General features: G+C 73.0%; 13 protein-coding genes. 9 read left to right on the forward strand and 4 right to left on the reverse strand.

The genetic code is table 11. The features are described from left to right. Window positions 1–39: 39 nt before the first annotated feature. On the reverse strand, window positions 40–2,235 hold the full coding sequence (ligA, locus tag ACBI99_RS03075) for an NAD-dependent DNA ligase LigA (RefSeq protein WP_372455343.1): 2,196 nt from the start codon (window positions 2,233–2,235) through the stop codon (window positions 40–42). A 30-nt stretch (window positions 2,236–2,265) separates the two neighbouring features. Next, window positions 2,266–3,246, reverse strand: coding sequence for a methionine synthase (locus tag ACBI99_RS03080; RefSeq protein WP_219501047.1), 981 nt, complete (start codon window positions 3,244–3,246; stop codon window positions 2,266–2,268). 23 nt (window positions 3,247–3,269) lie between these two features. Between ACBI99_RS03080 and ACBI99_RS03085 the strand changes: the two genes are divergently transcribed. Beyond that, the gene (locus ACBI99_RS03085) at window positions 3,270–3,899 is read left to right on the forward strand and encodes an MBL fold metallo-hydrolase (RefSeq protein WP_219501046.1); all 630 of its coding nucleotides are present in this window, start codon (window positions 3,270–3,272) and stop codon (window positions 3,897–3,899) included. Here the strand turns inward: ACBI99_RS03085 and mnmA are convergent. Further along, window positions 3,896–4,954 carry a tRNA 2-thiouridine(34) synthase MnmA gene (mnmA, locus tag ACBI99_RS03090; RefSeq protein WP_219501045.1) on the reverse strand — a complete coding sequence of 353 codons (1,059 nt, stop codon included), beginning with the start codon at window positions 4,952–4,954 and terminating at the stop codon, window positions 3,896–3,898. The two genes, ACBI99_RS03085 and mnmA, sit on opposite strands and share 4 nt — an antisense overlap. Window positions 4,955–5,012: 58 nt before the next feature. Here mnmA and ACBI99_RS03095 point away from each other — a divergent pair, with 58 nt between their 5' ends. Next, entirely contained in the window at window positions 5,013–6,044 is a 1,032-nt protein-coding gene (locus ACBI99_RS03095) for a DUF695 domain-containing protein (RefSeq protein ID WP_375071622.1), read from the forward strand. Here the strand turns inward: ACBI99_RS03095 and ACBI99_RS03100 are convergent. Further along, window positions 6,037–7,200, reverse strand: a complete 1,164-nt coding sequence (locus ACBI99_RS03100) for a cysteine desulfurase family protein (protein WP_357590329.1) — start codon at window positions 7,198–7,200, stop codon at window positions 6,037–6,039. The two genes, ACBI99_RS03095 and ACBI99_RS03100, sit on opposite strands and share 8 nt — an antisense overlap. A gap of 54 nt (window positions 7,201–7,254) precedes the next feature. Between ACBI99_RS03100 and ACBI99_RS03105 the strand changes: the two genes are divergently transcribed. The 7 genes from ACBI99_RS03105 (at window position 7,255) to ACBI99_RS03135 (ending at window position 13,103) form a co-directional block, all read left to right on the forward strand. Beyond that, the gene (locus ACBI99_RS03105; RefSeq protein ID WP_219501043.1) at window positions 7,255–7,755 is read left to right on the forward strand and encodes a TetR/AcrR family transcriptional regulator; all 501 of its coding nucleotides are present in this window, start codon (window positions 7,255–7,257) and stop codon (window positions 7,753–7,755) included. Window positions 7,756–7,842: 87 nt separating this feature from the next. Further along, window positions 7,843–9,030 (forward strand): MFS transporter, encoded by a 1,188-nt coding sequence (locus ACBI99_RS03110; protein ID WP_219501042.1) that lies wholly within the window; start codon window positions 7,843–7,845, stop codon window positions 9,028–9,030. A 92-nt stretch (window positions 9,031–9,122) separates the two neighbouring features. Next, entirely contained in the window at window positions 9,123–10,043 is a 921-nt protein-coding gene (locus ACBI99_RS03115; protein WP_308125623.1) for an ABC transporter ATP-binding protein, read from the forward strand. After that, the gene (locus ACBI99_RS03120; RefSeq protein ID WP_219501040.1) at window positions 10,040–10,837 is read left to right on the forward strand and encodes an ABC transporter permease; all 798 of its coding nucleotides are present in this window, start codon (window positions 10,040–10,042) and stop codon (window positions 10,835–10,837) included. Before ACBI99_RS03115 ends, ACBI99_RS03120 begins: the two co-directional genes overlap by 4 nt. 17 nt (window positions 10,838–10,854) lie before the next feature. Then, complete coding sequence (locus ACBI99_RS03125) at window positions 10,855–11,970, forward strand: sensor histidine kinase (RefSeq protein ID WP_375071623.1); 1,116 nt, start codon at window positions 10,855–10,857, stop codon at window positions 11,968–11,970. After that, window positions 11,967–12,572: a response regulator transcription factor gene (locus ACBI99_RS03130; RefSeq protein WP_219501035.1), complete on the forward strand. Its 606-nt coding sequence runs from the start codon at window positions 11,967–11,969 to the stop codon at window positions 12,570–12,572. The genes ACBI99_RS03125 and ACBI99_RS03130 overlap by 4 nt, the downstream gene beginning before the upstream one ends. 42 nt (window positions 12,573–12,614) lie before the next feature. Beyond that, window positions 12,615–13,103 carry an HIT family protein gene (locus ACBI99_RS03135; RefSeq protein ID WP_219501033.1) on the forward strand — a complete coding sequence of 163 codons (489 nt, stop codon included), beginning with the start codon at window positions 12,615–12,617 and terminating at the stop codon, window positions 13,101–13,103. The last annotated feature ends 27 nt before the right edge of the window (window positions 13,104–13,130 follow it).

A 13,130-nucleotide genomic window follows, 5' to 3' on the forward strand; every position in this document is an offset into this window, starting at 1 on the left:
TCCCGGCATATACCCACCCAGCGTGTTATTAGCCCAACGCTACGTAGGCGGGGTTTCTTCCTTGAAGGCCAGCTCGGCGGCGGCTTCGGGGCCCTGTTCGAGCAGGGCGTGGAAGCCCTCGGCGTCCAGGATCGGCACCTTCAGCGAGAGCGCCTTGTCATACTTCGACCCGGCGTTCTCCCCCGCGACCAGGAACGACGTCTTCTTCGACACCGAGCCGGCCACCTTGCCGCCCCGCGCGGCGATGGCCGCGCCCGCCTGCTCACGGGTGTGGTCGGGCAGCGTGCCGGTCACCACGAACGTGAGCCCGTCGAGCGTCTGCGGCAGCTCCTCGACGTCCGCGGGCGGCTCGTCGCGCATGCGCACCCCCGCCGCCTTCCAGCGGGTGACGATCTCGCGGTGCCAGTCGACCTGGAACCACTCCCGGATCGTCGCCGCCACGCGCGGGCCGATGTCGGGAACCTCGGCCAGCTCCTCCTCCGAGGCGTTCATGACGGCCTCGATCGACCCCATCGCACTGGCCAGCGCCTGCGCGGTGGGCGGGCCGACGTGCCGGATCGACAGCGCGACCAGGACCCGCCACAGCGGCGCCTCCTTGGCGCGGGCGAGCTCGTCCATCAGCAGGTGGGCGTTCTGGCTGGGCCGGCCGTCGACGTTGGAGAAGAACGAGACGACCTTCTCCTCGCCGGTCTTCTCGTCGAGCTTGGGCAGGCCGGAGTCCTTGTCGCGCACCACGGACCTGATGGGGACGAGCTGCTCCAGCGTGAGGTCGAACAGGTCGGCCTCGGTGCGCACCACCGGCTCCTGCGAGGGGATCGGCTGGGTGAGCGCGGTGGCCGCGACGTAGCCGAGGCCGCGGATGTCGAGGGCCGAGCGCCGCGAGGCGAAGAACAGCCGCTCGCGGATCTGCGCCGGGCAGCCGCGCGCGTTGGGGCAGCGCAGGTCGGCGTCGCCCTCGCGCTCGTAGGCCAGCTCGGTGCCGCACTCGGGACAGTGGGTCGGCATCTCGAAGGGCCGCTCGGTGCCGTCGCGCAGCGCGGCGACGGGGCCGATGATCTCCGGGATCACGTCGCCCGCCTTGCGCAGCACGACCGTGTCGCCGATGAGCACGCCCTTCTTGACCACCACGGCCGCGTTGTGCAGCGTGGCCCGCTCGACCGTCGAGCCGGACACCACGACCGGCTCCATCACCGCGAACGGGGTGATCCGCCCGGTGCGCCCCACTCCGACCTGGATGTCCAGCAGCTTGGTGTTGACCTCCTGCGGCGGGTACTTGTACGCGATCGCCCAGCGCGGCGCCCGCGAGGTGGAGCCCAGCTCGCGCTGGATGCGGAACCTGTCGACCTTGACCACCACGCCGTCGATCTCGTACGCCGGGTCGTGGCGGTGCTCGCGGTAGTGCTCGATGTAGGCGTTGACGCCGTCGAGGTCGTCGACCACCTTGTACAGGTCGCTGACCGGCAGCCCGAACTCGCGCAGCCGGTCGTAGACCTGCGACTGGGCCTGCGGCTCTGCCGCGCCCTCCCAGACGCCGACGCCGTGCACCAGCATGCGCAGCGGCCGCTGCGCGGTGACGCGCGGGTCCTTCTGGCGCAGGGTCCCGGCGGCCGAGTTGCGCGGGTTGGCGAACGGCGCGACGCCCTGCTCGACGAGCTGCTCATTCAGGATCTTGAAGTCCTCGACCGGGATGTAGACCTCGCCGCGCACCTCGACCAGGCTCGGCACGTCGTCGCCGATGAGCCGGTGCGGGATGCCCTTGATCGTGCGCACGTTGGCCGTGACGTCGTCGCCGGTGCGCCCGTCGCCGCGGGTGGCGGCCCGCTCCAGCCTGCCGTCACGGTAGACCAGCGCCACGGCCAGCCCGTCGATCTTCAGCTCGCACAGGTAGGGGCCCGGGTCGTGCTCGGCCAGCCGCTCGGCCCTGGCAGTCCACTCCGCCATGCCCTCGGCGTTGAAGACGTTGTCCAGGCTCTCCATCCGGGCCAGGTGGTCGACCTTGGCGAAGTCGCCGGCCGCCGGGGCGCCGACCTTCTGCGTGGGCGAGTCGGGCGTCTGCAGCGACGGATGCTCCCGCTCCAGCTCCAGCAGCTCGTTGAACCACGCGTCGAACTGGGCGTCGCTGACCGTCGGCTGGTCCTCGACGTAGTAGCGGTAGCGCGCGTCCTCGACCAGCTCGCTCAGCTCGGCGTGCCGCTCCAGCGCGGTCACGGGCACGCCCCCTGCCTGCTCGCTCACCCCGTGCACTCCCTCCGTAGCCGCTCCAGCCTATTCGCTGCCAGGATCGTCCCGCAGCACGTCGGCGGCCCTCCGGCACGCCGCCAGCGCCGCCTTGGCGTAGGCGGGCGAGGCCCCGGCGAGCCCGCACGACGGGGTCAGCACGACCTGCCCGGCCAGCCGCTCCGGCGCGAACCCGAGCCGCCGCCACAGCTCCAGCGCCGGCTTGGCCACCACGCCCACGTCGGGCAGCCGCGCGTCCCTGCCGGGCACCACCCCGAGCAGCAGCCCGATCCCGGCCTCGACCAGCTCGCCGACGGCGTCCTCTTCGCGCCGCCTGATCAGCGACGCGTCCACCGAGACCGCCCGCACGCCGGCCCGGCGCAGCAGCGCGAACGGCGCCGACGGCGCGCAGCAGTGCACCACCGGGTCGGTGAAGGAGCGCAGCGACTCCTCCACCCGCCACTCCTCGACCGCCGCCAGCCGCCCGAACCCGGACGCCGTCGGCACCGTGCCCGCCAGCACGCCGGGCAGCCCCGGCTCGTCGAGCTGCAGCACGATCCCGGTCACGCCGGGCAGCCGCCGCCGCACGTCCGCGCAGTGGTCGGCGACGCCCTGGGCCAGCGAGGCGATCATGTCGCGCACGGCCCCCCGGTCGGACAGCACCTTGTCGCCGTGGCGCAGCTCGATCGCCCCGGCCAGCGTCCACGGCCCGCACACCTGCAGCTTGAGCGGCCCGGCGTAGTCGTGGCCGACCTCCTCCAGGCCGTCGAGGTCACGCCGGAGGTGGTCGAGCGCCCGCTGGTGGTCGCGGCCCGGCCGGCCGGCGATCCGCCACCCGGAGGGCTGGACCTCGACGGGCAGGTCCACGAGCAGCGCCGCCGTACGGCCCACCAGGTCGGCCCCCACCCCCCGCGCCGGCAGCTCCGGCAGGTAGGGCAGGCCCGGCACCTCCCCGAACACGACGCGCAACGCCTCAAGATGATCCTCGCCCGGATGCGACCCGACTCCGGTGGCTCCCCACGTCAACATGGGACAAGCGTAGGCTCTCGAAGATGAAGCTCACGAAGTACGGTCACGCCTGCGTACGCCTGGAGAAGGACGGCAAGGTCCTGGTGGTCGACCCGGGCACGTTCACCGCCGATCCGGTGCTCGACGGCGCCGACGCGGTGCTGGTCACGCACGAGCACGCCGACCACCTCGACATCGACCGGCTGGCCGCCGCCTCGCCCGGCCTGGAGGTCTGGACCTGCGCCGCCGTCGCCGCCGAGCTGTCCGGCGTGCCGGTCCGGGTCCACGTGGTGGAGCACGGCGACGACTTCCAGGCCGCCGGTTTCTCGGTCCGGGTGTTCGGCGAGTGGCACGCCAAGAACCATCCGGACGTGCCGATCGTCAGCAATGTCGGGTTTCTCGTGGACGACGAGGTGTTCTACCCCGGCGACGCGCTGACGGTGCCGGGCGTCGAGGTGCCCACGCTGCTGGTGCCCACCAACGCGCCGTGGATGAAGCTGTCGGAGATGGTCGGCTATCTGCGGGAGGTGCGGCCCGCCCGGGCGTTCTCCACCCATGACGGGCTGCTCAACGACTTCGGGCTGGGCCTGGTCGACAACTACCTGCGGCTGGAGTCGGACGTGCAGAAGGCCGACATGCGGCGGCTGAAGACCGGCGAGTCGGTCACGCTCTAGGCGGCCGAGGCGATGGTGGCGGAGCCGATCACCGTGGCGCCCGAGTAGAGCACCGCGGCCTGGCCCGCCGCCACCCCGGTCGCGGGCCGGTCGAGGTCGATGACCAGACCGCCGTCACGCTCCTCGAAGCGGCACCCGTAGACCTCGCCGTGCGCCCTGAGCTGGACGGTCAGCTCGCCGTCGGCCTCGGGGCCGTTCCACACCGGGCGCTCGCAGGAGATCGAGGTGACCTCCAGCGCCGAGCGGGGGCCGACGGTCACCGTGTTGGACACCGGCTCGATCGACAGCACGTAGCGCGGCCGGCCGTCGGGCGCGGGCCGGTCGATGCGCAGGCCCTTGCGCTGGCCGACGGTGAACCCGTGGGCGCCGTGGTGGCTGCCGACGACCTCGCCGCCCTCGTCGACGATCGGGCCCTCGGCCGAGCCGAGCCGCTTGGCCAGGAAGCCGCGCGTGTCGCCGTCGGCGATGAAGCAGATGTCGTGGCTGTCGGGCTTGTCGGCGACGGTCAGGCCGCGCCGGGCGGCCTCGGCGCGCACCTCGGCCTTGGTGGAGCCGCCCAGCGGGAAGATCGCGTGGCTGAGCTGCTCGCGGGTGAGCACGCCGAGCACGTACGACTGGTCCTTGCCGGCGTCGACGCTGCGCGAGAGCACGCCGTCGACGAGCTGGGCGTGGTGGCCGGTGGCGACGGCGTCGAAGCCGAGCGCCAGCGCCCGGTCGAGCACCGCCGCGAACTTGATCTTCTCGTTGCAGCGCAGGCACGGGTTGGGGGTGCGACCGGCCGCGTACTCGGCGACGAAGTCCTCCACCACGTCACGCTGGAAGCGCTCGGCCATGTCCCAGATGTAGAAAGGGATGCCGATCACGTCGGCGGCGCGGCGGGCGTCGCGCGAGTCCTCGACCGTGCAGCAGCCGCGCGCGCCCGTGCGGTGCGATTGCGGGTTGGCCGACAGGGCCAGATGCACACCGGTGACATCGTGACCGGCCTCGGCGATCCGCGCGGCGGCCACGGCTGAGTCGACGCCGCCCGACATGGCGGCAAGCACACGCATTCCCATGACCATCCCAGCGTACTTGCTGTGCGACCCGCGGCTGCCGTCTGGGAGTATCTACGGCATGCGACTGTTCGGGCGCAAGAACGGCGAGGACGACTCCGCCGAGCGCATCGCGGAATTCTGGCGGTGGTGGGAGGACGCCCGTCCCGGGCTCGACGCGAAGGTGGCCGCCGGCGACCGCGCCTCACTCGCCGAGACGCTGGCCCCGGCCGTCAGCGCGCTGCACTCCGGCCTGGTCTGCGAGCTGGCGCCGGGCCGCAACGCCGTCCACGCGCTGGTCGTGACCGCCGCCGGTGACGCCGAGCTGCGGCCGCTGGCCCACCGCTGGGCGCTGGCGGCGCCGCCTGCCGACCTGGTGTGGGAGTTCCACCCGTCGCGGCAGGCCAACCCGCAGGCGGGTGAGCTCACGCTGGAGGCGGGCGGTTACGAGCTCGGGGTGGGCAAGCTGGTGCTCGGGCTGCGGGTGCCGCGCGGCGCGCCCCGGGTCGACGTGTCGGCCTACCACCCGATCTTCTCCGAGCTGGACGACGACGCCCGGCTCGACGCGGCGCTGCTGGCGCTCGACGCGGTTCTCGGCGAGGACGACGTGGCCCGCTGGGTGGGCGAGATCACCGCGGTGACGTCCCAGCCGATCGACGCGGTGCCCGCCGTCCACCTGCCCGCCGTGGTGGCCGACCTGGCCGCGGAGTTCGACGGGGAGCAGTGGGTGGCGCTGGAGGGCAGGACGGCCCGGGGCAAGCCGCTGACGGCGGCGGCCCGCTTCCCGCTGCGGCCGGTCGACTACCCGCTCTACGACGAGCACCTGGCCGTCACCCTGCCCTACGCCGGCCGCGACGCGGGCAAGCTGCCCGCCGGTGACTCCGTCGAGGCGCTGCGCGACTTCGAGGAGCGGCTGTCGCGCGTCCCGGGCGCGTGGGTGCTGGCCGCCCACCTGAGCGCCGAGGGGCACCGGATCTTCCACCTCTACGCCGACCCGGCGGGCGAGGTGCGCGGTCAGGTCGAGGAGCTGGCCGCGACGTGGGGCGAGGGCAAGGCCCGCGTCAACGTCGCCACCGACCCGGCGTGGAGCGCGGTGGCGGCGTTCATCAGCTGAGGCCGGCCCGGCGGGCGCGTTCGACGGCCGCCGGGAGCACCTCGATCAGCCGGTCGACGTCTGCCTTGGTCGAGGTGTGGCCGAGCGTGAAGCGCAGCGAGCCGCGGGCCGCCGCCGCGTCGGCGCCCATCGCCAGCAGCACGTGTGACGGCTGGGCCACCCCGGCCGAGCAGGCCGACCCGGTCGAGCACTCCACGCCCCTGGCGTCGAGCAGCATGAGCAGCGCGTCGCCCTCGCAGCCGGGGAAGGAGAAGTGCGCGTTGCCGGGCAGGCGGTCGTCGGGGTCGCCGTTGAGCACGACGTCGGGGACGGCTCGCCGTACGCGCTCGATGAGGTCGTCGCGCAGGGCGGTGAGGCGGCGCTGCTGCTCGGCCTGCTCCTTGACGGCGGTGCGCACGGCGGCGGCGAGGCCGGCGATGGCGGGGGCGTCGAGGGTGCCGGAGCGCACGTCGCGCTCCTGGCCGCCGCCGTGCTGGACGGAGACGGGGGTGAGGCCCCTGGCCAGCAGCAGGGCGCCGACGCCCATCGGGCCGCCGATCTTGTGGCCGGTGAGGGTGAGCGCGTCGGCGCCGGACTCGGCGAACGACACCGGGAGCTGGCCGACGGCCTGGACGGCGTCGGTGTGGAACGGGATGCCGTGGTCGCGGGCGATGGCGGCCAGGACGTGGACCGGCTGGACGGTGCCGACCTCGTTGTTGGCCCACATGACGCTGATCATGGCGACGTCGTCGGGGTCGCGCTCGACGGCGGCGCGGAGCGTGTCGGGGTGGACGCGGCCGTGCTCGTCGACCGGCAGCAGCTCGACCTGGGCGGCCTGGCTGTCGGCCAGCCACTGGGCCGGGTCGAGGGCGGCGTGGTGCTCGACCGAGCTGATCAGCAGGCGCTGCCGGGGGCGGCGGGCCCAGTAGAGGCCCTTGATGGCGAGGTTGTCGGCCTCGGTGCCGCCGGAGGTGAACACGACCTCGCTGGGGCGGGCGCCGAGCGCGTCGGCGATGGTCTCGCGTGACTCCTCGACGACCCGGCGGACCTCGCGGCCGGCGGCGTGCAGGGAGGAGGCGTTGCCGACCCTGCCCAATTGCTCCGTCATGGCCTCGATCGCCTCGGGAAGCATGGGCGTGGTCGCCGCGTGATCAAGATAGGCCGACGGTCTGCTCACCCGGCTAGGGTATCTCGTTTGCTACTGTACCGTCCGGACGGTACAGTAGACGGCATGAGAAGGGACGAGCTGCTGGACGCCGCAGAGGATCTGCTCTGCGACCAGGGCTCGGCCGCGCTGACCCTGTCCGCCGTCGCCGACCGCGCCGGTGTGAGCAAGGGCGGCCTCCTCTACCATTTCGCGACCAAGGAAGCCCTGATCAAGGGCATGGTCGAGCGGCTGATCCAGGAGTTCGACGATCTCCTGGCCGCCCAGGACGACGCCACCTACACCGAGCGCTACCTCGGCGCCACGCTGGCCGCCGTCCGTCAGGGCAGGCTGCGACGATGGGCCGTCGTCACCGGCGCGTCGGGCAACATCTTCCTGCTCGCCCCGCTGCGTGAGGCGATGGCCCGATGGCACCGCGAAGAGCTCGCCGACGAGCCCGACCCGCTTGCCTCGCAGATCGTGCGCCTGGCCTGTGAAGGGCTCTGGGACGTGGCCAGCCACGAGCCGGAGCTCAACAGCGAGAGCGACCTGAGGGCCCTGGAGGCCCGCCTGCGGTCCATGCTCTGACCTTTCCCCCCTCTCCCTCCCCCCTTTTTCTCCTTTTCCGTTCGTTCCCGCCCGGCTCGCGCGAGCCGGGCTTTTGTGAGGTGCCTTATGACGCGCGACCTGAGGATGGCCCGGTACGGGGCGGTCCTCACCTTCGTCCTGGCCGGTCTGATGGTGGGCACGATGACCGTGCGCATCCCCGCGCTGACCGACAAGCTCCATCTGTCGGAATCCATGGTCGGCACCATCCTGCTCGTGTGGGGGCTGGGCGCGCTGGTGACCATGCAGTCGATGCGCCGCGTCATGGCCCGCGCCGGCAGCCGGACGGTGTTGCGCGTGGGCGGGCCGCTGACCGCGCTCAGCCTGGTGGGGGTGGCGTTCGCGCCCGACCTGCCGGTGCTGCTCGGCGCGGTGACGGTGTTCGGCATGGCGTTCGGCATGGTCGACATCGCCATGAACGCCCAGGGCTCCACGGTCGAGCGTGCCTACGGCCGGCCGCTGATGAACGGCATGCACGCGGGCTGGTGCGTCGGCGCGATCGCGGCGGGCGGCGTCGGCAGCCTGTCGATCGCGCTGGGCCTGTCGTTCACCGCCAACGTGGCGCTGGTCGGCCTGCTCGCGCTGCCCGTGATGATCGCCGTCGGCCGGACCTACCTGCCCGAGGCCCCCGTCGCCGAGGGCGCCACGGCGGCCCGCCGCCGCATGCCGCCGGTCGTCTACCTGCTCGGCGCGCTGATGTTCTTCGCGTTCATGGTCGAGGGCACGGTCGCCGACTGGAACGGCCTGTACATGCGCGACACGATGGGCGCCCCGGAGGCCGTGGCCGCGCTCGGCTACCCGATCTTCGAGCTGGGCATGCTGATCGCCCGGCTCACCGGTGACCGGCTGCGCTCCCGCTTCGGCGTGCGCGGCATGCTGACCGTCTCCGGGCTGGCCACGGCCGGGTTCTTCGCCGTCGTGCTGGCCGCGCCCGCCGCCGTGGTGGCGCTCGGCGCGGTGTTCTTCGTCGGCCTCGGCGTGGCGACGATCTCGCCGCTGACGCTCTCGCTGGCCGGCACCGCCACCCCCAACCCGGGCCCGGCGATCGCCCAGGCCGGGGCGATGGGCTACGCGGGCCTGCTGCTGGGCCCGGTGGTGATCGGCTTCCTGTCGGACGCCACCTCGCTGCGCACGGCGCTCGGCCTGGCCGTCGTGCTGGGCCTGCTGATCGCGGGCGCCGCCCGGTTCCTGCCCCGCCGGGAGAGCGCCGAGATCACCCCGCTGCCCACCAGGACCGAGCACGCGGCGGCCGCATGACAAATGTCACCGTCTGACCCCGCGATCCTCCCGGGAGATCGCTGAGAACGCACACTGCCGGGCGGGCCCCTCCGCCCGGCAAAGTGAGGTCCGTGAACACGACAGCGATCGAGGTGCGGGACCTGCACCAGAAGTACGGCGACTTCGAAGCGGTCAGGGGAATCGGCTTCGAGGTCGGCCGCGGCGAGCTGTACGCGCTGCTCGGCACCAACGGCGCGGGCAAGACGACCACGCTCGACGTGCTGGCCGGCTACGCGCCGCCGACGAGCGGCCAGGTGCGCGTGCTCGGCCACGACCCGATCGGCGAGCGCGCCGAGGTGCGCCACCGGATGGGCATCGTGCTCCAGGAGGCGGGCTTCTACAAGGACCTCACGGTCGCCGAGACCGTCGACGCCTGGCGCCGCTGGACCCCGAACGCCCTGCCCAGGGGCGAGGTGCTGGAGCGGGTCGGGCTCCCCCACCGGGCGGGCGTGCGCGTCTCCCAGCTCTCCGGCGGCGAGAAGCGGCGCCTGGACCTGGCGCTGGCCGTGCTCGGCCGGCCCGAGCTGCTCTTCCTCGACGAGCCCACGACCGGGCTGGACCCCGAGGCGCGGCGCAACGTGTGGGAGCTGATCCGCGACATGGTCGCCGAGGGCACCACCGTCCTGCTCACGACCCACTACCTGGACGAGGCCGAGCAGCTCGCGCAGCGCCTGGCCATCATGCACGGAGGCCGGATCGTCACCGAGGGGTCGCTGGCCGACGTGGTCGGCGGGCGCGGCACCCGTGTCACGTTCCGGCTGCCCGGCGTCCTGCCCGGCGACCTGCCGTACGTGCCGGGCACGGCCGGGCGCTCGGTGACGCTGAGCGGCGATGCGTACACGGTGGAGACCCACCAGCCGCAGGAGGACCTGCGGGTGCTGCTGAGCTGGGCGCACCAGCACGGCAGGGAGCTGGACGGCCTGGAGGTCCGCAGGCCGACGCTCGAAGAGATCTTCCTTGAGGTGGCAGCGGCGGAGAGGGTGGCGGCGTGAACTGGTTGTCGATGGTGTGGGCGCAGGCGCGGCTCAACCAGACGGTCCTGCTGAGGCAGCGCGGCATGGCGTTCACGGTCCTGCTGCTGCCGCTGTTCCTGGCGTTCGTCTACACGGGCGGCCCGCAGGGGGCCGAGATGGTGAACGGCGTGCCGGCCGGGGTGTTCGCGGCGGTGAGCGCGATCGCGGTGGTGCTGCCGTTCTCGTACATGACGATCGCCACCGCCGTGGTGGTGCGGCGCGAGGAGCGCGTCTACAAGCGGCTGCGCGGCAGCGCGCTGCCCACCAGCGCGATCTTCGCCGGTGACATCGTGCACGCGACCATCCTCGGGGCGGTCCAGGCGGTGATCATCCTGGTGTTCGCCATGGGCGTGGCCGGCGCGCCGATGCCGAGCAACATCCCGCTGCTGCTGCTCGCGTTCCTGCTGGGCGCCGCCGTGTTCGCCGCGCTGGCGATCGGCACGGCCGGGCTGATCCCCAACTACGAGGTGGCCCAGCTCGTGGCGCTGCCCGTGCTGTTCGTGAGCATGTTCGGCGCCGGGCTCATGTTCCCGGTGAGCGTGCTGCCCGAGTGGGGTCAGCGGGTCGCCGAGATGCTGCCGCTGTCGCCCATCGTGGCGATGATGCGCACCGCGATCCTGGGCCGCGACTTCGCCGCCGACGCCGCCCCCGCCGTGGGCTTCCTGGAGTCGTTCCAGGTGTCGGCCGTCGCGATCGGGATCGGCCTGCTGTGGATCGGCGTCGGCCTCTGGTCCACCCGCCGCTACTTCCGGTGGGATCCGCGCCGCGCATGACCGTCATAATGCGACGTGTGAGCGCGCCCGTCGTCAGCACCAGGGTCATCGCCGGCGTGGCGGTGGCCCTGTTCGCCGCTCCCATGGTGTTCTCCCTGGCGTCGGCGGTCGTCGCCTTCTCCACCGGCACCGCGGGCCGGTGGAGGCCGCTCACGCTGGCGATCCTGCTGGTGACGCTCCTCACGGTCAGCTACGCGCGGGTGCTGTGGGCGGCCTTCCTGGGCCGGCTGACGTGGCGGCACCGCCTCGACGTGGCCGCGATCGCGGTGATCGCCTACGGGGTGCCGCTGTTCGCCGGGGCCGGCTGGATCGGGCTGCCGATGGCGTTCATCTCGGTGGCGTCCGTGGTGTTCGTCCGGCCCGCCGTGACCTGGACCGTCACGCTCGCCGCGATCGCCGTCACGCCGGTGCTCATCCTCCTCATCGGGATGCCGCTGCCGGTCGCCCTGCTGTACGGGCTGCTGGCCATGCCGACGATCGCGCCGATGACGTACGGGGTGGCCTGGCTCTGCCGCCTGATCGACGACCTGCGCGAGGCGCGGGCCGAGCTGGCGCGGCGGGCCGTGGACGAGGAGCGGCTGCGCTTCTCCCGCGACCTGCACGACACCCTCGGCCACACCCTGCACGCGATCGCGCTCCGCGCCGAGCTCGGCGAGCGGCTGGTCACGACCAGCCCGGAGCGGGCCGGCGCGGAGCTGGCCGAGATCCAGCGGATCGCCCGCACCTCCGTGCACGACGTGCGCGAGCTGGTGCGCGGCTACCGGGCCACGTCGCTGGCGACCGAGCTCGACGGCGTCGCCGCCGTGCTCGGCGCGGCCGGCATCCGCTGCGACAAGCCCGAGCTGCCCGCCGAACTGCCCGGCCACGTGCACGCGCCCCTCGGCTGGGTGGCGCGCGAGGCCGTCACCAACGTCCTGCGCCACAGCACCGCCACCTGGTGCGAGGTGACCGTCCACACCGAGGAGGGCAGCGTGCACCTGGAGATCGTCAACGACGGCGGCCCGAGCACCGGCCGCTTCAGCCGGGGCAACGGGCTGACCGGCCTGGCCGAGCGCATGAAGGCCGCCGGCGGCGCGCTGGAGGCCGAGTGCGGCGGCGGCCGCTTCCGCATCACCGCGTCGGTGCCGCTGTGATCAAGCTGCTCCTCGCCGAGGACCACCACCTGGTACGGGGCGCGTTCGTGGCGCTGCTGGGCACCGAGCCCGGCATCGAGGTGGTCGCCGAGACCGGCCGCGGCGACGAGGCCGTGCGCCTGGCCGTCGAGCTGCGTCCCGACGTGGCCATGCTCGACATCGACATGCCCGGCCTCGACGGCCTGGCCGCGGCCGAGCTGATCGGCGCGCAGGTGCCCGGCTGCCGCATCGTCATCGTCACCGGCCACGGCCGCCCTGGTTACCTGCGCCGGGCGATGGCGGCGGGCGTGCGCGGCTTCGTCGGCAAGGACAACCCGGCCACCACGCTGGCCAAGGTGATCAGGCAGGTGCACGACGGCGGCCGCTACATCGACCCCGAGCTGGCCGCCGACGCGCTGTCGAGCCAGGAGTGCCCGCTGACGCCCCGCGAGCTCGACACGCTCCGCGCCGCCTCCGGGGGCGCGCCGGTGTCGCGGATCGCCCGCCAGCTGAGCCTGTCGGAGGGCACGGTGCGCAACTACCTGTCCTCGGCGGTGACCAAGCTGGCCGTGGAGAACCGGCACGCCGCCGTCCGCCGGGCCCGGGACCTCGGCTGGCTCTGACACGACCGCCGGCTTCGTACGGTCGTTGGCTTTAATGTGATCATGGAGAGAAACGTCCGCTTCGACGTCGACGCCTACGTGGCGCGCGTCCGGTCCTCGCCGTGCTTCATCTGCGCCATCGTCGCCGGCGACCCGGCCTACGACGCGGAGGAGATCGTCTACGAGGACGAGCACCACCTGGCGTTCCTGAGCCGCTACCCGACGGTGCCCGGCTACGTGCTGGTGAGCCCCAAGGCCCATCTCGAACACGCGGTGCGCGACCTGGACGAGGACGCCTACCTGGCCCTGATGCGCGTGGTCAGGAAGGTGGCGCTGGCCGTGGAGGCCGTCGTGCCGTCGGAGCGCACCTACCTGCTGACGCTCGGCAGCCAGCAGGGCAACTCCCACCTGCACTGGCACATCGCGCCGCTGCCTCCGGGCACCCCGTACGAGCAGCAGCAGTTTTACGCGCTCATGTCGGAGAACGGCCTCATCCCGTGGGCCCGGGAGCAGGCGGCCGACCTGGCGCGGCGGTTGAGAGAGCACCTGTGAGCGAACCGGCGGGCCCCCAGGTGGGGA

It is taken from the genome of Nonomuraea sp. ATR24, assembly GCF_041950485.1.
Lineage (GTDB): Bacteria > Actinomycetota > Actinomycetes > Streptosporangiales > Streptosporangiaceae > Nonomuraea > Nonomuraea ceibae.